The sequence below is a fragment of the Streptomyces sp. NPDC002698 genome, from assembly GCF_042888945.1.
In the GTDB taxonomy this organism is placed as follows: Bacteria; Actinomycetota; Actinomycetes; order Streptomycetales; family Streptomycetaceae; genus Streptomyces.
In genome coordinates, this window is sequence record NZ_JBIAQM010000011.1 from 190140 (window position 1) to 210026 (window position 19887).

Consider the following 19887-nt stretch of genomic DNA (forward strand, 5'->3'; position numbering starts at 1 on the left):
CGCGCCGCGTACGAGACACGCGCGCCACGTACGAGAGGAGGAGCGGTCGATGACCCGGACCCGGACCCGGACCTGGGCCGATGCCCGCCCCGCCGCCGTACTGCTGCTCCTGCTCCTCGAGGTCGCCCTGCTCGACACGGGCACCCTCACCGCCACCGTCGCGGTCGCCGCGACGGCCGCGGCCGGGTCCGCCTTCGCGGCCTGCTCCCTCATCGTGGCGCGCTGCGCGCCCGTCGTGCCGCCCACCCGGGTCCGTACGGCCATCCGCGACCGCGACCGCCGCACGGCCTTCCTGCCGCAACGCGATCCCGACGCCAGCGGACGGCCGCGCCCCAGGGCGCCCGGACACGCCCTCCCGGCGACCGCGTAGGACACCCCCTCCACTCCACCCCGGCGGCTTCCGTCCCGGGTGGCCCCCCGCTCCTGGTGACCCACCCCGAGACTTCCGGTGGTTCGCCCCGGGCGGTACTCCGTCACGGGTGACCCGCGCGGGTCGTCATGCCGCATTCCGTACTCCCGGCACGACGAGACCCCCGGAGGGCTCACGCATGTCCACGTTCATGTCCGTTTTCGCGCACCTGGTCGAGCACATCGCCGACCTGCTCCAGCCGCTGTTCCACGGCTCGGCGGCCGCCGCGGCGATCGTCCTGTTCACCGCGCTCGTACGCCTGCTCGTGCATCCCCTGTCGCGGGCCGCGGCGCGCGGACAGCGGGCGCAGGCGGCGCTCCGGCCGCGGATCGCCGAGCTGAAGAAGGAGCACGGCAAGGACCGCGAGAAGTTCCAGAAGGCGCTGATGGAGCTGCACGCCGAGGAGAAGGTGTCGCCGCTGTCCGGATGCCTGCCCAGCCTGCTCCAGATGCCGGCCTTCTTCCTCCTCTACCGCCTGTTCTCCAGCTCGACGATCGGCGGCGGGGCCAACACCCTGCTCGGGCACAAGCTGTTCGCCGCACCGCTCGGGGGCCGGTGGGCGGACGCGCTCGGCGACGGCGGGCTCTTCGGGCCGGCCGGCCTCGTCTACCTGGCTCTCTTCGCCGTCGTCACGGCCGTGGCCGGTTTCAACTACGTGCGCACGAAGCGGACGGCCGTCGTCGCGGCGCCCGCGGCGGGTGAGGCCGGGAGCGAGCAGGCGGCCGCTCTCGCCTCGGTCGCCAAGATCATGCCGTTCATGTCCTTCTTCACGCTGTTCACCGTGGCCGTGGTGCCGCTGGCGGCCGCGCTGTACGTGGTGACCAGCGCGACCTGGAGCGCGGTGGAGCGGGCGGTGCTCTACCGGGACATGCCGGGGGCGGCGCCCGCGGCCGCCGCTCTCGCCTGACGGAGCCTTCCGTCGTCGGTCCGGTCCGTGAACGGGGTCTTGCGGACTGGACCGTGAGCTTGGAGGATCGCACGGTCCTCCGACGGCCGCACCCGTCGGTCGGACAGCCCGCGACCGAGGGAGACGGTGACCATGAAGCTGCTGCGAGTCGGTATGTCCGGGGCGGAGCGACCCGCGCTGCTCGACGCCGAAGGGATCCTTCGGGACCTGTCGGGACTGGCCGCCGACATCGACGGGGCGCTGCTCGCCGACGACGCGGCGCTCGGCCGGATCCGGTCCGCGGCGGCGGCCGGTGAGCTGCCCGCGCTGGACGCGGACGGACTGCGCGTGGGACCGCCGCTGGCCCGGATCGGCAAGGTCGTGTGCATCGGGCTGAACTACCACGACCACGCCCGGGAGACCGGGGCCGAGCCGCCCACCGAGCCGGTGATCTTCTTCAAGGCGGCGGACACCGTGGTCGGGCCGAACGACACGGTGCTCGTGCCGCGCGGGTCGGTGAAGACCGACTGGGAGGTCGAGCTGGCCGTCGTCATCGGCCGTACCGCCCGCTACCTGGAGTCCGGGGAGGAGGCGCTCGCGCACGTCGCCGGGTACGCGGTGGCGCACGACGTCTCCGAGCGGGAGTTCCAGATCGAGCGCGGCGGCACCTGGGACAAGGGCAAGAACTGCGAGACGTTCAACCCGCTGGGGCCGTGGCTGGTGACCGCCGACGAGGTCCCGGACCCACAGGCGCTGTCGCTGCGGCTCTGGGTGAACGGGGAGCTCAAGCAGGACGGTACGACGGCCGAGCAGATCTTCCCGGTCGCCGAGGTCGTCCGGTACGTCAGCCAGTTCATGACCCTGTACCCGGGGGATGTCATCAACACCGGTACGCCCGCCGGGGTGGCGCTCGGCCGGCCCGAGCCGAAGCCGTTCCTGCGGGCGGGTGACGTCGTCGAGCTGGAGATCGACGGGCTGGGGCGGCAGCGGCAGTCACTCGCCGACGCGTGAGCGCTCCGCTGGGTTCGCCGGGTGGGTTCGCTTCGGCCGGGGTGCCCTTCTCGGTGCGGGTCCGTTGTGGCTGGTCGCGCAGTTCCCCGCGTCCCTGACGGGGCTGTGCCGTGCGTTGTCCCCTGCGGGTGCTTCGTGGTTGCTCGCGCCGTTCCTCGCGCCCCTTTCGGGGCTCGCCGTACGCGGTTCCCCGCGCCCCTGGCGGGGGCGCGGGGAACTTTTCGCTAGGTGGAGAGGAACTTCTCCAGGGCCTCCACCACCATCTTGTGGTCCTCGACCTGCGGCAGGCCCGAGACCACCACGGTGCCGATGACTCCCGCGCCCGTCACGGCGATCGGGAACGCGCCCCCGTGGGCCGCGTACGTGTCGGGGTCGAGGCGCGAGGACTCCTCGAAGGTCGTTCCCTTGGCGCGGAAGCGCGAGCCGACCAGCAGCGAGGAGCACCCGTACCGCTCGACGACGCGGCGCTTGCGGTCGATCCAGGCGTCGTTGTCCGGGGTGGAACCCGGCAGCGCCGCGCGGAAGAGCTGCTGGCCGCCGCGGCGGATGTCGATGGCCACGGGTGCCTCGCGCTCACGGGCGAGTTCGACGAGGAGGGTGCCGAGGGCCCAGGCGTCGTCGTGGGTGAAACGCTGGAGCGTCAGCCGGTGCTCCTGCTCCTCGAGGTCGGCGATCTCCGGTGCGACGGGCGCGGTCACAGGGACACCACCACGGACTCGCGGGCGGAGCGGCGGGCCGCTTCCAGGACGTCCAGGGCGGCGGCGGCCTCGTGGGCGGTGACCGGGTTCGGGCCGCCGTCACGGATGGCGGCGGCGACGGCCGCGTAGTACGCGGGGTACGTGCCCGGAACCGTCGGCTCGGGACGGCCGCCACCGGTCAGCGGGGACTCGCCGGAGCCGACGCGGCCCCACAGGGCCTCCGGCTCGACGCCCCACTCGGCGCCGGCGCCGGGGCGCTTGCCGTCGCGCAGGTCGGCCTCCTGCGGGTCGAGGCCGTACTTGACGTAGCCGGCCTGCGAGCCGAGGACGCGGAAGCGCGGGCCGAGCTGGGCGGTCGTCGCGGAGACGTAGAGGTGGGAGCGGACCCCGTTCTCGTGCGTGATCGCGATGAACGTGTCGTCGTCGGTCAGCGCGCCCGGACGGCGGACGTCCGACTCCGCGTACACCGAGGCCGCGGGGCCGAAGAGGACGAGCGCCTGGTCGACGAGGTGGCTGCCGAGGTCGTAGAGCAGACCCCCGATCTCCGCCGGGTCGCCGGACTCGCGCCAGCCGCCCTTCGGCTGCGGGCGCCAGCGCTCGAAACGGGACTCGAAGCGCCAGACGTCGCCCAGCTCGCCGTCGGCGAACAGCTTGCGCAGGGTCAGGAAGTCGTTGTCCCAGCGGCGGTTCTGGAAGACGGAGAGCAGCAGGCCGCGCTCGTCGGCCAGGGCGGCCAGTTCGCGGGCCTCCGCCGCCGTGCCGGCGATGGGCTTGTCCACGACCACGGGGAGGCCGGCCTTCAGGGCGGCGGTCGCGATCGGGACGTGGGTCTTGTTCGGGGACGCGATGACGATCAGGTCGAGTTCGTCGGCGCGGTCCAGCAGTTCGTCGGGCGTCGCGGCGAAGCGGAGTCCGTCACCGAACTCGGCGCGGGCCTGCGCCTGGCGCTCCGGGTTCGAGGTGACGACCGTGTCGAGGGCGAGCCCCTCGGTCGTGGCGATCAGCGGGGCGTGGAAGACGGAACCCGCGAGGCCGTAGCCGACGAGACCCACGCGAAGGGGCGTACCAGTACCAGTCATGCCTGTCATGCGTCCTACTTTCGCAACGCTGTTGCCAAAGTGCAAGCGCGGGGGACAATGGGTGATGTGAACAGGACCAATGCGGGTGGGGCCGGGACGCAGGGGATGCCCGGGAATCCAGGTGTACCCCGGACCTCGGGAGAATGCGCGGATCAGGGCGGGGCGGGGGAGGTCGGTGTTTCCGGCAGGGAGGGCGCGGGCGGGGCTGCCGGCCGGAACGGCGCCGGCGGGGCTTCCGGCGTCTTCGTGAACCAGGGCGGCCCCGGGAATCCGGGTTCCGGCGGGGGCGCGGGCGCCGGGACGGCCGGGGTGAACCTGCCCGCCCTGCGCAGTCACAACGCCGCGCTGGTGCTCGACCTGCTGCGCACGGCGGGGGCCTCCGGCATCAGCCGTCTGGAACTCGCCGAGCGGACCGGGCTGACCCCGCAGGCCGTCAGCAAGATCACCGCGCGGCTGCGGGCGGAGGGCCTGGCGACGGAGGCGGGGCGTCTGGCGTCCACGGGCGGCAAGCCCCGTACGGTGCTGCGGCTCGTGCCCGACGCCGGACACGCGGTCGGGCTGCATCTGGACCGGGACGAGCTGACCGCGGTGCTCTGCGACCTCACCGGGGCCGTGGTGGCCGAGCGGCACGCCCCGCTCGATCTGGGGGCCGGGGCCGACGCGGTGGTCGAGGGGGCGGCCGGCGAGGTCTCCGCCCTGCTCGACGGGGTGTCACCGCTGGGTGTGGGGGTCGCGCTGCCGGGACCGCTCGACCACAGCCTGGGAGTGCTGCACCGGGTGACGGGTTTCCCCGAGTGGGACGGGTTCGCCCTGCGGGCCGCGCTGGCCGGGCGGCTCGGGCTGCCGGTGGTCGTGGACAAGGACACCAACGCGGCGGCGCTCGGGGTCGCGGTGGGGGCAGGCGCCCGGTCCGGCCCCGGCGTCGTGGGCGGCGGGTCCTTCGCGTATCTGCATCTCGGTACGGGTCTGGGCGCCGGGCTCGTGATCGGCGGGGCCGTGCACCGGGGGGCCCGTACCGGGGCCGGGGAGTTCGGGCACCAGGTCATCCAGCTGGACGGGCCGCTGTGCGAGTGCGGGAACCGCGGCTGCATCGAGGTGCTGTGCCTGGACGCGGTGGGGCGGGGGACCGTGGCCGAGGCCGCCCGGGTGCTCGGCGCCGGAGCGGCGAATCTGGTGGGGCTGCTCGACATCGACCTCGTGCTGCTGGGAGGGCGCACGGTCGCGGCGCACGAGGAGGTCTTCGTCCAGGGTGTCGGGGCCGTCCTGGCGGAACGCGCCCGGCGCGAAGGAGGCGGTCCGGCGGTGCCGGTACGGGTGGCCCCCGGCGGAGCACGAGGGGTGGCCGAGGGCGCGGCCCAACTGCTGCTGGCTCCGCTGTTCGGGCGCGGGGAGGGGTGAGCGGGGGCCGCTTGCGGTGCGTGCTCCGGCCGGGGCGGGCCGATCCGGGCCGGCTCGGCTGTTCGGGTGGGTGGGGACGCTCGTGCGGGGAGGCAGGCCCGCGGCGCGTGCTTCGGTTGTGGCCGCCCGGGCTCGGGCCGGCCTCGATCGTCACCTCCCGCAGCCTCGCCGAGATCCGCAGGCGCGAAGAGATCCGCGGGCTCGAAGAGATCCGCGGGGCCGCCGAGGTTCGCGAGGTTGCCGAGATCCGTGGGCGCAACGAGGTTCGCGGGGCCACCGAGATCCGCGGGTGCAACGAGGTCCGCAGCCTCAACGAGATCCGCGGGGTTGCCGAGATCCGCAGGTGCAACGAGGTTCGCAGCCTCAGTGAGATCCGTGGGCACAACGAGGTTCGCGGGGGTGCCGAGATCCGCAGGGGCGCCGGGGTGGCGGGGGTGCCGCCGGACGGTGGGATTCCGGGGGCCGAACGGGGGTGACTGCCCGAATGGCGGTCCGGCGGCGGGGGTGCGGCGTGGCAGGGTCACGAGGCCATTGCCCGGTACCGACTGACGCTTTCGATCCTCCCGATCCCCGCCCCCTCCCGATCGGCCAAAGGCTCCTCATGCGACTGCGTACGTCTCATCCGCTCGCTCCGACCGCCCTCGCCCCGACCGCTCTCGCCCTGTTCGTGACGTTCACTCCGGCCCCGGCGCACGCGCTGGAACCCCGTCCGGACTGTGTCTCGTCCGACACCCACGACTTCCCGATCAAGACCCGGATCCACGGCGGCCCCGACGCCTATCAGGCGGGCGGCGCCTCCGGGACCTGGTACATCGACCTCACCAACACCACGGCGCACCCCTGCGGCGCGATCCATCCGGTCGTCGTCCTCGTGGACGAGAAGCGGACGCTGCGGCCGGAGCAGGCGCGGCTGGAGTTCTACGAGGGGGAGCGGGCCCACGGGGTGAGGTTCGAGCGGAGCGACGAGGCCGAGAACGTGGGACCGTTCGACGACGGCTTCCCCGGGTTCACCGTCGCCCCCGGCCGCACCCTGACGGTGAAGGTGCGGCTCTCCCTGGCTTCCGGCGCGGGCGCCCCGAACTCCGTCGTCGCGAACGCGGCCGTCGTGCAGAAGCGCGACGACGACGGCGACTGGGTGGGGGAGTCGAACGCCTACCGTTTCCGGATCGAGGGCGCCGTCAGGGACGAGGACCCGGGGCCGGGCGAGGAGACCGGCACGGACGAGGGCCAGGACGGCACCGCGGACACCGGTGCCGACGCCGGCCTGAGTCCCGGTACCGGTACCGGTACCGGTACCGGGACCACCGGTACGGGTGAGGCCCGTACGGACCCGGACAGCGGGACCACCGCCGGGACCGGCACGACGGCGCCGTCCGCCGACCAGCTCGCCAGCACCGGACCCGGCGGAGCGAACCGGCCGGCACTGGCCGCGCTCGCGCTCGTCCTCGTCGCCTTCGGAGCCGGACTGTTGGCCCTGGCCCGGCGGATGCGCCCGCGTCGGCGCTGACTCCTGGAGCGGTGGCCGGTGCCGACGCCTGGAAGCCGACGCGCCTGGCAGCGGTGTCCGGCGCCGCCGCCACCTGGCAGCGGTGCCGGGAACGCCGTCTGCGACGATCGTTTCCGTGGACTATCCGAACGACCAGGACCCCGGCGCCCCCGTCCGCTCCGGTATTCCGGAGCACGGCCGCATCCCCAAGTACTACGCGGTCAAGGCGCACATCGCCCGGCTCGTCGAGGAGCTGGGCGAGGGAGGGCTCCTGCCCACCGAGCGCGACCTCTCCGAGACGTACGAGGTCGCCCGCGAGACGGTGCGCCAGGCGCTCCGCGAGCTGCTGCTCGAAGGGAAGCTGCGCCGGCAGGGCCGTGGCACGGTGGTCGCCGGTCCCAAGCTGGAGCAGCCGCTCTCGCTGGCGAGCTACACCGAGGGCGTACGGCGGCAGGGACGCACCCCCGGTCGCACGCTCGTCTCCCTCGACCGCTTCCCCTGTCCGGAACCCCTCGCCGCCGAGGCGGGGCTGCGGCGCGGTGAGCCCGTCTGGCACATGGAGCGGGTGCTGCTCGCGGACGACGAACGGGTCGGGCTGGAGAGCACCTACGTCGCGGTCGGCCGGGTCCCGGACCTCGACCGCGACTTCGACCCCGACTCCTCGTTCTACGCGTACCTCCACGAGCGGCTCGGAGTCGCGTTCGGCGACGCCGACGAGCGGATCGAGACCGTACTGGCCACTCCGCGCGAGGCGCTGCTGATCGGAACGCCTCCCGCGCTGCCGATGCTGCTGATCCACCGGATCTCGCGGGACACCCGGGGGCTGCCGCTGGAGCGGGTGCGGACGCTGTACCGGGGGGACCGGTTCTCCTTCACCGCGCGTCTCGGTGGCTGATCCTCGCCGGTGAGGCGGGCTCCGGCCCGCCTCTTTTTATTACGTGAAGATAACGGGTCTAGCCCAAACGTGATGGGCAGTTCATCATTCGGTTGCCGGACGGACCCTCCCGATTCCCCCGTCCAAAGGAGCGTTGCCGTCGTGAGAGTGATAGTCGTCGGAGCCGGCGTGGTGGGAACCCTGCACGCCTGGCATGCGGTGGAGCGCGGCCACGAGGTCGTCCAGATCGAGCGTGAGGCGGAGGCCCGCGGGGCCTCGCTGCGCAACTTCGGACAGATCTGGGTCAGTGGACGCGCCGGAGGAGAGGAGCTGGAAACCGCCCTCAGGGCACGGCGGTTGTGGGAGGAGATCGGGGCGCAGGTCCCGAGCCTCGGCTTCCGGGCGTGCGGGTCGCTGACCCCCGTGCGCAACGCGCGCGAACTCGCCGTCGCCGAGGCCGCCCTGGCCCGCGACGACGCCGCCGCCCGGGGCTACGAACTGCTCAGCGCGGACCAGGCGCGAGCCGTCAACCCCGCGCTGCGCGGCGCCTTCGAAGCGGCCCTGTACTGCGAGCGGGACGCGGCCGTCGAGCCGCGCACCGCCCAACTGGCCCTGCGGGAAGCGCTGCTGAAGTCACCGAACTACACCTTCCGGCCGGGCCGCGAGGTCCGCGAGGTGATCGGCGAGAACGCCGTCCGCGACGACCACGGGGACATCCACACCGGCGACGCCGTGATGCTGTGCACGGGAGCCTGGCTCGGCGGCCTCGTACGCGAACTGGCGGGCCCCGGCCTGCCCGTGCGGCGCGTACGGCTGCAGATGATGCAGACCGACCCGCTGGGCGAGCCGCTCACCACCTCCGTCGCCGACGCGGACAGCTTCCGCTACTACCCCGCGTACCGGAGCGCGGCGCTCGACGAGCTCGACGCCGTTCAGCCGCAGGCGCCGACGGCCGCCGAACACCGGATGCAGTTGCTCATGGTGCAGCGCGCGGACGGCGGGCTCACCATCGGCGACACCCATGAGTACGAACACCCCTTCGCCTTCGACACCCTCGAAGACCCCTACGACCACCTCGCCGAGGTCGTCGAATCCTTCCTCGGCCGCCCGCTGCCGAGGATCCGGCGCCGCTGGGCCGGGGTGTACGCGCAGTGCACCGACCCGAGCCGGGTCGTGCACCGCCAACAGGTGCGGGACGGGGTGTGGCTGGTCACCGGGCCCGGCGGGCGCGGCATGACCTGCTCACCCGCGATCGCGGAGACCACCGCCGACGAGCTGGGATGGTGACCGAGTTGAACGACATACGACTTGTGGTGCTCGACATGGCCGGCACCACCGTCGCCGACGGCGGCCTCGTGGAACGGGCCTTCGCCGCGGCCGCCGCGGAACTGGGCGTCGAGCCCGGTTCCGCCGACCACGCGGCGAAGCTCGACCACGTACGGGCCACCATGGGCGAGTCCAAGATCTCCGTCTTCCGGCACCTGTTCGGTGAGGAGTCCCTCGCCCGGCGCGCCAACGCCGCCTTCGAGAAGGCGTACGGGCAACTCGTCGACGACGGGCACGTCGCGCCGGTCGCCGGGGCCCGCGAGGCGATCGAGGAACTCCGGGGCGGCGGCCGGACCGTCGTCCTGACCACCGGGTTCGCCCGCATCACCCAGGACGCGATCCTCGGCGCCCTCGGCTGGAGCGACCTGGTGCCGCTCACGCTGTGCCCCGCGGACGCCGGAGGCCGCGGACGCCCGTATCCCGACATGGTGCTGGAGGCCTTCCTGCGGACCGGGGCCGCGGAGGGGGTCCACCAGATCGCCGTCGCCGGCGACACCTCGTACGACATGCTCAGCGGTGTACGCGCAGGGGCGGGTGTCGTCGCCGGTGTGCTCACCGGGGCGCACCGGGAGGAGGCGCTGCGCGCCGCCGGGGCCGGGTACGTGCTCGGCTCGGTCGCCGAACTCCCGGCGCTGCTGGCCGACGCCGCCGCCGGAGCCCGACGATGAGCGGCGGCATCCGCTTCGACCGGGTCTCCGTCGCCTACGACGGCACCACGGTTCTCGACTCCCTCGACCTGACCGTCGGACCCGGCGAGGTGATGGCCCTGCTCGGACCGTCGGGCTCGGGGAAGACCACCGCGCTGCGAGCCGTCGCCGGCTTCGTGCGGCCCGCCGCCGGGCGCGTGTTCATCGGCGACCGCGACGTGACCGGACTGCCGCCGTACCGGCGGGGGATCGGCATGGTCGTCCAGCAGTACGCGCTCTTCCCGCACATGCGGGTCGAGGACAACGTCGCCTTCGGTCTCAGGGCGCGCGGGATCTCCAAGGGCGAGATCCGCGAACGGGTCGGCGAGACGTTGGAGATGACCGGGATGTCCGCGTACGCCCGGCGCCACCCGCGCGAGCTGTCCGGCGGGCAGCAGCAGCGCGTCGCCATCGCGCGGGCGCTCGCCGTCCGGCCGGGGGTCCTGCTCCTCGACGAGCCGCTGTCCGCGCTCGACGCCCGGCTGCGCTCCGGAATGCTCGCCGAACTCGCCCGGCTGCACCGGGAGCTGCCGGACATGTCGATCCTCTACGTCACCCACGACCAGGTCGAGGCGCTGACGCTGGCCGACCGGATCGCCGTCATGGACAAGGCCCGGCTGCGGGACGTCGGCACACCGCGGGAGCTGTACCGGGCGCCGCGCACCGAGTTCACCGCGGCCTTCGTGGGCGAGGCGAACCTGCTGCCGGTGCGGGTGGTGGCGGACGGAGTCGCCTTCGCCGGGGCCGAGTTGAAGGTGGCGACGGGGGACGCCGTGGAGGGTGCCGGCGCCACCTTGTGCGTACGACCGCACCTCGTCGGACTCGGCGCCGGCCCCAACGTCCTCAACGGGCGTCTGGCCGAGGTGCAGTGGCGCGGCGCGACCCATCGCCTCCACGTCGACGTGGGCGGCCACCGGGTGATGGCCGATCTGCGGGAACTGCGCACCGCCCCCGCGCCGGGCGACCTCGTCGACCTGCACTTCGCACCGGAGGACGCCGTACTGCTCGCCGCGGGGGTGACCGATGGGTAGGCCGGGTGAGCCCGTGATCACAGGTGACCCGGCCTCGCCGGCTGCGCCCACCATCCCCCGGGCTTCCGACTCCGCCCGGGCCGGGGGCACCCCCGTCGTCCCGCGGAACGACGGCGCGCGGCAGCGGGTGAGGGGGAACCGAGGTCCCCGGCGTCGGCCCACCGCCGCGCTCTGGGCCCTGCCGCCCGTCGCCGTCCTCGGCCTCGTCTTCCTCTACCCGCTCGTCCTCGTCGTCCGGCAGTCGTTCCGGCCCGACACCGGGGGGACCTCGGCGCGGGCCTACGGTGACGTGTTCGCCTCCACGGCGTTCCGGGAGGCGCTCTGGACCACCGTATGGCTGGCGGTGGGGTCCACGGCCGGCTGTCTGGTCCTCGGGTTCGCGCTCGCCCTGGTCATCGCCTTCGTGCCGTTCCCCGGAGCGAAGGCGGTCGCCCGGTTCATCGACGTGTTCCTGTCCTTCCCGTCCTTCCTGATCACGCTCGCCCTGCTGTTCGTGTACGGGACGGTCGGCATCGCCAACGGGCTCTGGACCGGCGCCACCGGGGCCGCCGAGGGCCCCTTCCGGTTCCTGACCACACCGTGGGGAGTGCTGCTCGCCGAGGTCACCTACTTCACCCCGTTCGTGATGCGGCCCCTGCTCGCCGCCTTCTCGGGGATCGACACCCGGCAGATCGAGGTGGCGTCCTCGCTCGGCGCGCGGCCCGCCCGGATCGTGCGGCAGGTGATCCTGCCCGAGGCGCTGCCCGCGCTCGCGGCCGGCGGCAGCCTCGTCCTCGTGCTCTGCCTGAACGAGTTCGGGATCGTCCTGTTCACCGGGGCGAAGGGGGTCACGACCCTGCCGATGCTCGTCTACGGCAAGGCGATCCTGGAGTCGGACTATCCCGGAGCCTGCGTCGTCGCCGTCGTCAACGTCCTGATCTCCGTGGGTCTCTACGGTCTCTACCGGGTGGTGAGCCGCCGTGCTGGTGCATAGCCGCAAGGGCAAGTGGGCCGTCTGGGCCGTCTTCCTCGTCCTCTTCCTGCCCCTGTTCGCCCTGCCGCTGCTCGTCGTCCTCGCCGCGTCCTTCGCCACCAACTGGTCCGGCGCGCTCCCGTCCGGCCTCACCACCGGGCACTACGCGGCCGCCACCCGGGGCGAGTCCCTCCACGCCCTCACCACCAGCCTGGTCACCGCGGTCACCGCGAGCGTGCTCGCGCTGTTCGTCGGCACCTGGGCGGCGCTCGCCGGGCACGCCCTGGGACGGCGCGGCAGGCGTGTACTCGACACCCTGTTCATGCTGCCGGTCGCGGTGCCCTCCGTCGTCGTCGGGCTCGCGGTCCTGGTCGCCTTCTCCCAGCCGCCGGTACTGCTCAACGGCACCCGGTGGATCGTCCTCCTCGCGCACGCCGTTCTCGTCACGGCGTTCGCCCACCGGTCGGTGTCGGCGGCCGTCGTCCGTCTCGACCCCGCCTACGAACAGGCCGCCGCCTCGCTCGGCGCCCGGCCCTCGACCGTGCTGTGGCGGGTGCGGCTGCCCCTGCTGCTGCCCTCGCTGACCGCCGCCGCGGGCCTCTGCTTCGCCCTGTCCATGGGCGAGTTGAGCGCCACCATGATGCTCTACCCGCCCGACTGGACCCCGCTCCCCGTCCGGATCTACGCGGCCACCGACCGCGGCGCCCTCTTCACCGGGTCCGCGCTCGCCGTGGTCCTCATGACGGCGACCGTGCTCGTCCTGTCCGCCGTCTCCCGGATCCGCACCAGGGCCTCCTACCGCTGATCCGCCCACCCGCCCGTCCCACCCTCAAAAACCCTGACACCGCAAGGAGTTCATTCCGCCATGCCCGCACACGCGCACTCCCGGCACCTCACTCCGATCGCCGCCGTCATCGGCGCCCTCGCCCTCGCCGGCTCCCTCACCGCCTGCGGCGGGGACTCCGCTGCCTCCGACGCCAAGGTCGTCACCGTGTACAGCGCGGACGGCCTCAAGGGCGAGAACGGGGACGGCTGGTACGACAGAGTCTTCGAGGACTTCGAGAAGCGGACCGGGATCAGGGTCGAATACGTCGAGGGAGGCTCGGGCGAGATGGTCCAGCGGGCCGTCCGCGAGAAGACCAACCCGCAGGCCGACGTCCTGGTCACGCTCCCGCCGTTCATCCAGCAGGCCGACGGCAAGGGGCTGCTCCAGAAGTACGCCCCCAAGGGCTCCGAGCAGGTCGACGGGGCCGACAAGGCCGCCGACGCTACCTGGACCTCCGTCGTCAACAACTACTTCGGGTTCGTCTACAACAAGAAGGAGCTGAAGCAGGCGCCCACCAGCTGGAACGAGCTGCTGGACGGGACGTACAAGAACAAGCTCCAGTACTCCACCCCGGGCGTCGCCGGAGACGGAACCGCCGTGCTCATCAAGGCGATCCACGACTTCGGCGGCAAGGACGCGGCGCTCGCCTACCTGAAGAAGCTCCAGGCCAACAACGTCGGCCCGTCCGCGTCCACCGGCAAACTCGCCCCCAAGGTCGACAAGGGCGAACTGCTGGTCGCCAACGGGGACGTCCAGATGAACTACGCGCAGTCCAAGGACATGCCGAACCTGGGCATCTGGTTCCCCCAGGCCACCGACAAGGCCGCCGACGCCGCCGGGAAGCCGACCACCTTCGCGCTTCCCTACGCCGCGGGCCTCGTCACCAAGGCGCCGCACTCCGAGAACGGCAGGAAGCTCCTCGACTTCATGCTGTCCGCCGCCGCGCAGCAGCAGGTCAGCGAGATCGGCGGCGGCTTCTCCGCCCGCAAGGACGTCAAGGCCACCGACGCCAACGCCATCGCGCTCACCGAGGTCATGGACGGCGTCGAGGTCTTCCAGCCGGACTGGTCCGACATCGACGAGAACCTGACCACGTACGTCGAGGACTGGAAGTCCGCCACCGGGAGCTGAGCCACCCCCGGCCGAACCGCTTCCGGCCGAACCACCCCCGGCCGAAAGGCCGTTGGCCGAACCGCTCGGCCGAGAGGCCGCCGGCCGACCCGACCCACTCGCGATGCCCCTGGAACCACCGGGTCCGTCGCCATGCCCCACCGCGCCACCCCCGCCGTCCATCCGTGCTCCACACCCTCGTCCCCCTTTCCGGAGGATCACGTGTCGTCACGCATGTCCCGTCGCTCCCTGCTCGCCTCCGCGGCCGGTCTCGCCCTGGCCGCCGGCCCCCTCGCCTCCGTAGCCCGAGCCGCCGCCAGGACTCCCAAGGTCCTCGTCATCGGCCTCGACGGCACCCTGCTGGACCGCGTCAAGGACGCCGACGCCCCCAACCTCGACGCCCTGATGGCCGCGGGCCTCACCGCGCCCAGCAGCATCTACGCCAACCCGTTCGCGCCCACCCTCTCCGGCCCCGGCTGGTCCACGATCATCACCGGCGTCTGGCCCGACAAGCACAACGTCAAGGACAACACCTTCACCGGCCAGAAGTTCGCGCAGTACCCGGACTTCCTCACCCGGATCGAGACCGCCGATCCGTCCCTGTCGACGTACGCCGTCTCCTCCTGGGCGCCCCTGACCGACACGGTCTTCTCCTCCAAGGTCGACACCCGCGTGTCCACCCCGGGCACCGAGTACGACACCGGCACCACCTCGCGTGCCGTGGCCCGGTTGCGCGACGCCGACCCGGACGCGGTGTTCGTCCAGCTCGACAACGTCGACCACGCGGGCCACAGTTACGGCGCCGCCAGCTCCCGGTACCTGGACGCCATCCACGGCGTCGACACCCAGGTCGGTCAGCTGGTCGCCGCGGTCAAGGCCCGTGCCACGTACGCCTCCGAGGACTGGCTGATCATGATCACCGCCGACCACGGGCACACCGACGCGGGCGGCCACGGAGGCTCCAGCACGCCCGAACGGCAGACCTTCATGATCGCGACCGGCGCGGCCCTGGCCGCCGGATCGGTGCGCCACGACGTCAAGATGCCCGACATCGCCGCCTCCGCCCTCGCCCACCTGGGCGTCGCGATCGACCCGGCCTGGGGCCTCGACGGACGGCCCGTGCAACAGCCCGTCCCGGACGACTTCGACACGCTGCGCCCGCAGCTCGCCACCCGCGTCGACGAGACCGGCATCGGCGCCTCGGTGATCGGCTTCACGCACACCCCGCCGAGCGGCTGGTCGGTCGACAACTCCGCCATGGGCACGGGCGGCGTCACCGAGTGGCGCGGCTGGTCCTTCACCACGGACGAGTTCTGGACGAAGGCGCAGGCCGGCCAGAACCGCGAGAGCAACGTCCGCGCGCGCAACGTGTTCGCCGTGGCCGACGGCGACGAATGGCAGGACAAGACGTTCTCGGGCACCTTCGACTCCACACTCGTCAGCCCCGCGTACCCGGTCACCGGGGGCGCCGCCGCCACCCTCACGTACACCACCTACTACCGCCAGGAGTCCCCGCAGAAGGGCGAGGTGCTCGTCTCCTACGACGGTGCCGCGCCGGTCGGCGTGAAGACGTACACCGCCGACACGTCCTCCCGCGTGGAGAAGCTGACCCTCCAGGTCCCGGCGGGTGCCACGACCGCGCGCGTGCGGTTCCGCTACACCGGCGGCAACAACTGGTACTGGGTGATCGACGGAGTGTCGGTGAAACCGGTCTGACCGGACCGGCACCGCACCGTCCTGACTAGGCTGAGGGCGTCGGCACAGTGTCGTTCCGGCGCCCGCGGACCGAGTGCGTACGTACGCCAGGACGGCAGGAGACCCAGCACATGTCAGAGCGCAAGCCGATCGAGTCGTGGCTCACCGACATGGACGGCGTCCTCATCCACGAAGGTGTGCCCATCCCCGGTGCCGACGCCTTCATCAAGAGACTGCGGGAGTCCGGGAAGCCCTTCCTGGTCCTGACGAACAACTCCATCTACACGGCACGCGACCTGCACGCCAGGCTCAACCGCATGGGCCTGGACGTGCCGGTCGAGAACATCTGGACCTCCGCCCTCGCCACCGCCGAGTTCCTGGACGACCAGCGGCCCGGCGGCACGGCGTACGTCATCGGCGAGGCGGGCCTGACCACCGCGCTGCACGACATCGGGTACGTCCTGACCGACCACGAGCCGGACTACGTGGTCCTCGGCGAGACCCGTACGTACTCCTTCGAGGCCATGACCAAGGCGGTCAGGCTGATCAAGGGCGGCGCCCGGTTCATCGCGACCAACCCGGACGAGACCGGCCCGTCCACCGAGGGCCCGCTGCCGGCCACCGGAGCGGTCGCCGCGCTGATCACCAAGGCCAGCGGCAAGCAGCCGTACTTCGCGGGCAAGCCGAACCCGCTGATGATGAGGACCGGCCTGAACGCCATCGGCGCGCACTCGGAGTCCAGCGCCATGATCGGCGACCGGATGGACACCGACGTGCTGGCCGGTCTGGAGGCGGGGATGCAGACCTTCCTCGTCCTGACCGGGCTGACCACGCCCGAGGAGATCGAGCGGTACCCGTACCGGCCGTCGAAGATCGTCGACTCGATCGCGGACCTCGTCGACCGCGTCTGAGCCACCGCCCCGGACGCCCGCCCGGCCGCGGGCCGCACGGCCGTGACCCGGGTCCGGAGCCCGGCCGCGGCGAGCACCTCCGGGACCCGGTCCTGGTCGCGGAGCGCGCCGAGCCGGTCCCAAACCCCCGGCGCCGCGCACAGACCCGTACGGAGCAGCGGCGGCCCCCTGAAGATGCGGGCCGCCGCCCCGAGGGGGAGTCTCCAGTTGTCTGGAGGTTTCACGATGCGCTCGATGCGACTCACTCTCTGTGCCGGGGCGGCGGTCGCCGCGGCGTTCACGCCCGCCGCGTACGCGGCCGACGCGGGACCGGACGGTGTCTCCGTGAACCCGGCGTCCCCGGCCGCGGGCAGTGACATCCGGCTGCGGGCCATGGGCTGTGCGGGCCGGACGGGCACCGCGGCGTCGAACGCGTTCGTCTCGGACGCGCGGCTGACCGGCGGGGGCGGCGGCGGACTCGTCGGTGACACCCGCGTCCGTACCGCGCTGCGGCCCGGCGACTACGGCATCCAGGTCGACTGCGACGGCCACCACGAGCGGGTCAAGGGCACGCTCACCGTCCCGGCACGCGACTCCTCCCCGAGCGTCGCCACGCCCGCCTCTCCGGTCGCGCCGGTGAACGCGGGCGGCGGCGGAACCGCCCGCCTCGCCGCGGCGGACGACGCCCACGCGGCCGGACCCGGCACCAGGCAGGCCGTGGTCGGCCTGGTCCTCGCGAGCGTCGCCGCGATCGCCGTGGCGGTCCGCGGCACGCGCCGGGGCGACGACGGCCGCGACTGACATGTCCGAACGGGAGCGTTCCCCCGGCACCGGCCGTCTGCTGACCGGTGTGGCCTGGCTGGTCCTGCTGCTCGGGCTGTGGCTGTGGGGCCGCGAGGTGACGGATCTGCGGCTGGGGACGTCGGCACCGACCACGGGGGACGTCGCCGCCGTCGGCAGGCCGCCGGAGGTGCGGCTGCCCCCCGCGCTCAAGCCCCTCGGCAGCGCCCGTCCGCAGCGCGTCGACATTCCCTCGATGGGCGTGCAGGCGCCCGTCGTGGCCCGCGGGCTCGACGGGCGGGGTGCCATCGATCCGCCGCCGTTCGACCAGCCGGGTGTCGTCGGCTGGTACGCGTCGGGGGCGAAGCCGGGGGCCGCGGGGGCGGCGCTGATGGTCGGCCACGTCGACACCGAGACCCGGCCCGCGGTCTTCTACCGGCTCAGCGCCGTCAAGCCCGGTGACACCGTCCGGGTCATGCGCGACGACGGGACGGTCGCCGAGTTCACCGTGGACGACGTCCAGGTTCTGCCGCGTGACCATTTCGATGCCCGGCAGGCCTATGGCGTACGGGAGTCCGGGCGGGCCGAGCTGCGGCTGATCACCTGTGGCGGAACCTTCGACCGGGCCGACGGCAGCTACACGGCGAACGTGGTCGTCTCGGCGTACCTCACGGGGAGCGGGGTGTGAGACGGAAGGTGTCCGGCCGGTGTCGGCCGTGAGCCGGAGCGTGCCCGGTGGGGTGGGTGGTGAGCCGGGCGTGTTCGCCGGGTCGGGTGGTGAGGAGGGGTGCCCGTGGGTGGTACCGGGCCCGGTCGACGGCCGGCTCCCCGAAGCCGCCGACCGGGCCGGTCCTCGACCGCACGCGCACGGGCTGCGGGAGCAACCCGGCGTCGGCGCGGGAGGTTCGGGGCCCGCCCACCGGAGTGACGCGGTCGGGCCGGAGCGACTGACCTGGTCCGAAGGCCACTTGAGGTCACCCTGGAACGGGTGAGCGCCGTGGTTCCTAGACTGTTTGGCGCCAATTCTTTGACGCCGATTCCGCGACGGACGGCGCCGGGCCCCTGCCTCTCGCGGCTTCCGCCCCTCGGCCTCCGGACATGACGAAGGGCCCCCTCGTTCTCACGAGGAGGCCCTCCGGTCGGTGCGCCGCCAGGGACTCGAACCCCGGACCCGCTGATTAAGAGTCAGCTGCTCTAACCAACTGAGCTAGCGGCGCCTGCTGACGGGAAAACTCTACCCGACCCTCGGGGGTGCTTCCGACCAGGTGGGCGGCTCCGGGGCAGGTGGGGGCGGTCCCGTACATCATTCGGACCGTCAGCGTGCGGCGCCGGATGCCAGTTGAGAAACTGACGAATGTGCAGAATTGCGGACATTTCAATCTGGAGTGTGAGGGGCGTCGCATGAAGACTCCGGTGTTCGAGGAGGTCGATCCCGCGAGTGACTGTGACTGCCCCGGATGCGTTCACCGGCGGCGGGTCCTGCCCGTCTCCTCGCGGCCCGGGCCGTCCGGCACCCTGGGCCATCCGGCGGCCCGTGCCCGTGTCCTCGGCCTGGCGGGGGTCGCGCGAACCCCCATGGCGCTCGCGCTGGCCGCCACGGCGGGTACCGCCCTCGGCGCGGTCCCGGCGGCCGCCGCCGTGCACGGACCCGTCCGGCCCGGTCTTCCCCCGGCCGACGGACACGACGGCACCCCCCAGGGCCGCCGGGCGCCGCTGTACGGCCCGGCGGGGAAGCCCGCGCCGCCCGCCGGACCGGGGCAGACGGTACGGGCGCCCGCCACCACGCGGGCCGCGATCATCAGCCGTGCCACGGCATGGATCGACGCGCAGGTGCCGTACAGCGTGGACGCCTACTGGCGGGACGGGTACCGGCAGGACTGCTCGGGCTTCGTCTCGATGGCCTGGAACCTGCCGGGCAACGAGTGGACCGGCAGCCTCGGCGGCTTCGGGGTGCGGATCACCCGGGACCGGCTCCAGCCGGGCGACATCCTGCTCTTCCACAACCCCGACAGCCCCGAGAAGGGCTCGCACGTCGTCGTCTTCGGCGGCTGGACGGACTACACGCACACCCAGTACGTCGCCTACGAGCAGAGCCCGCCGCGTGCCAGGAAGCAGTCCACTCCGTACGCGTACTGGACGAACTCGGACCACTACGTGCCCTATCGCCACCGGGGGATCACCGAGGGCGCGGGCGGGTCGCCGCCGTCCACGTCGACCCGTTATCCGGGGGCCGCGTACTTCGGGACCGGCGCGAACAACGCGTACGTCACCCAGCTCGGCCGGCTCCTGGCGGACCGGGGCGGGCGCCGCTTCTACACCGGGGGACCGGGACCGCGCTGGTCGGCCGCGGACAAGCGGGCCACCCGGGCGTTCCAGCGGGCGCAGGGCTGGAAGGGCGCCGACGCGGACGGGCTGCCGGGGCCGACGACCTGGTCGTACCTGGTGGGCGGGAAGGGCAGGAACATCCCCGCCGTGACGGCCGGCCCGGGTTCCCCGCACGCCGTGCCCGGCTATCCGGGACGCGCGGTGTTCCGGCCCGGAGCGAACGACGCCCAGGTGACCGAGCTGGGGAAGCGGCTGGTCGAGAAGGGGTTCGGCACGTACTACACGTCCGGTCCGGGGCCGCGCTGGGGCGAGGCGGACCGGCGCAACGTCGAGGCGTTCCAGCGGGCGCAGGGCTGGCGCGGCGGGGCGGCGGACGGCTACCCGGGACCGGAGACCTGGCGGCGGCTCTTCTCCTGAGCGGCCGG

General features: G+C 73.0%; 19 protein-coding genes and 1 tRNA gene. 17 read left to right on the plus strand and 3 right to left on the minus strand.

Annotation, left to right across the window (positions count from 1 at the left end):
* The first annotated feature begins 49 nt into the window (after positions 1-49).
* The 3 genes from ACFYW9_RS18305 to ACFYW9_RS18315 all read left to right on the plus strand — a co-directional run bounded on the left by ACFYW9_RS18305 (position 50) and on the right by ACFYW9_RS18315 (position 2306).
* Positions 50-370, plus strand: coding sequence for a DUF6412 domain-containing protein (locus ACFYW9_RS18305; RefSeq protein WP_389150985.1), 321 nt, complete (start codon positions 50-52; stop codon positions 368-370).
* A 190-nt stretch (positions 371-560) separates the two neighbouring features.
* Complete coding sequence (locus ACFYW9_RS18310; RefSeq protein WP_389151139.1) at positions 561-1316, plus strand: YidC/Oxa1 family membrane protein insertase; 756 nt, start codon at positions 561-563, stop codon at positions 1314-1316.
* 132 nt (positions 1317-1448) lie between these two features.
* Positions 1449-2306 carry a fumarylacetoacetate hydrolase family protein gene (locus tag ACFYW9_RS18315; protein WP_389150988.1) on the plus strand — a complete coding sequence of 286 codons (858 nt, stop codon included), beginning with the start codon at positions 1449-1451 and terminating at the stop codon, positions 2304-2306.
* A 224-nt stretch (positions 2307-2530) separates the two neighbouring features.
* On the opposite strand, the gene ACFYW9_RS18320 is transcribed toward ACFYW9_RS18315, so the two are convergent.
* Complete coding sequence (locus tag ACFYW9_RS18320) at positions 2531-3004, minus strand: heme-degrading domain-containing protein (RefSeq protein ID WP_389150991.1); 474 nt, start codon at positions 3002-3004, stop codon at positions 2531-2533.
* Positions 3001-4092: a Gfo/Idh/MocA family oxidoreductase gene (locus tag ACFYW9_RS18325; protein WP_328452076.1), complete on the minus strand. Its 1092-nt coding sequence runs from the start codon at positions 4090-4092 to the stop codon at positions 3001-3003. The genes ACFYW9_RS18320 and ACFYW9_RS18325 overlap by 4 nt, the downstream gene beginning before the upstream one ends.
* 300 nt (positions 4093-4392) lie before the next feature.
* On the opposite strand from ACFYW9_RS18325, the gene ACFYW9_RS18330 reads away from it, so the two are divergent.
* From ACFYW9_RS18330 to ACFYW9_RS18390, 13 genes are all read left to right on the plus strand, one after another.
* Entirely contained in the window at positions 4393-5481 is a 1089-nt protein-coding gene (locus ACFYW9_RS18330) for an ROK family protein (protein WP_389150995.1), read from the plus strand.
* Positions 5482-6082: 601 nt separating this feature from the next.
* Positions 6083-6988 (plus strand): hypothetical protein, encoded by a 906-nt coding sequence (locus ACFYW9_RS18335; protein ID WP_389150998.1) that lies wholly within the window; start codon positions 6083-6085, stop codon positions 6986-6988.
* Between the two features lie 115 nt (positions 6989-7103).
* Positions 7104-7862, plus strand: a complete 759-nt coding sequence (locus ACFYW9_RS18340) for a GntR family transcriptional regulator (RefSeq protein ID WP_351861769.1) — start codon at positions 7104-7106, stop codon at positions 7860-7862.
* Positions 7863-8003: 141 nt separating this feature from the next.
* Positions 8004-9128: a TIGR03364 family FAD-dependent oxidoreductase gene (locus ACFYW9_RS18345; RefSeq protein ID WP_389151002.1), complete on the plus strand. Its 1125-nt coding sequence runs from the start codon at positions 8004-8006 to the stop codon at positions 9126-9128.
* Positions 9122-9835: an HAD family hydrolase gene (locus tag ACFYW9_RS18350; protein ID WP_389151005.1), complete on the plus strand. Its 714-nt coding sequence runs from the start codon at positions 9122-9124 to the stop codon at positions 9833-9835. The genes ACFYW9_RS18345 and ACFYW9_RS18350 overlap by 7 nt, the downstream gene beginning before the upstream one ends.
* On the plus strand, positions 9832-10884 hold the full coding sequence (locus ACFYW9_RS18355; protein ID WP_389151008.1) for an ABC transporter ATP-binding protein: 1053 nt from the start codon (positions 9832-9834) through the stop codon (positions 10882-10884). Before ACFYW9_RS18350 ends, ACFYW9_RS18355 begins: the two co-directional genes overlap by 4 nt.
* A gap of 16 nt (positions 10885-10900) precedes the next feature.
* Positions 10901-11857 (plus strand): 2-aminoethylphosphonate ABC transporter permease subunit, encoded by a 957-nt coding sequence (locus ACFYW9_RS18360; RefSeq protein WP_389151142.1) that lies wholly within the window; start codon positions 10901-10903, stop codon positions 11855-11857.
* Positions 11844-12641 carry an ABC transporter permease gene (locus ACFYW9_RS18365; protein WP_389151011.1) on the plus strand — a complete coding sequence of 266 codons (798 nt, stop codon included), beginning with the start codon at positions 11844-11846 and terminating at the stop codon, positions 12639-12641. Before ACFYW9_RS18360 ends, ACFYW9_RS18365 begins: the two co-directional genes overlap by 14 nt.
* 60 nt (positions 12642-12701) lie before the next feature.
* Positions 12702-13793, plus strand: a complete 1092-nt coding sequence (locus tag ACFYW9_RS18370) for a 2-aminoethylphosphonate ABC transporter substrate-binding protein (protein WP_389151014.1) — start codon at positions 12702-12704, stop codon at positions 13791-13793.
* Between the two features lie 213 nt (positions 13794-14006).
* Complete coding sequence (locus ACFYW9_RS18375) at positions 14007-15488, plus strand: alkaline phosphatase family protein (RefSeq protein WP_389151145.1); 1482 nt, start codon at positions 14007-14009, stop codon at positions 15486-15488.
* A gap of 110 nt (positions 15489-15598) precedes the next feature.
* Positions 15599-16378, plus strand: coding sequence for an HAD-IIA family hydrolase (locus ACFYW9_RS18380; protein WP_389151017.1), 780 nt, complete (start codon positions 15599-15601; stop codon positions 16376-16378).
* Between the two features lie 225 nt (positions 16379-16603).
* Positions 16604-17158, plus strand: coding sequence for a hypothetical protein (locus ACFYW9_RS18385; RefSeq protein WP_389151020.1), 555 nt, complete (start codon positions 16604-16606; stop codon positions 17156-17158).
* A gap of 1 nt (position 17159) precedes the next feature.
* Positions 17160-17825 (plus strand): class F sortase, encoded by a 666-nt coding sequence (locus ACFYW9_RS18390; RefSeq protein WP_351861754.1) that lies wholly within the window; start codon positions 17160-17162, stop codon positions 17823-17825.
* 455 nt (positions 17826-18280) lie between these two features.
* Here ACFYW9_RS18390 and ACFYW9_RS18395 read toward each other — a convergent pair.
* Positions 18281-18354: transfer RNA gene (locus ACFYW9_RS18395), tRNA-Lys, on the minus strand.
* 184 nt (positions 18355-18538) lie between these two features.
* Between ACFYW9_RS18395 and ACFYW9_RS18400 the strand changes: the two genes are divergently transcribed.
* A complete protein-coding gene (locus tag ACFYW9_RS18400; RefSeq protein ID WP_389151024.1) occupies positions 18539-19879 on the plus strand; it encodes a peptidoglycan-binding protein in 1341 nt (446 codons plus the stop codon).
* The last annotated feature ends 8 nt before the right edge of the window (positions 19880-19887 follow it).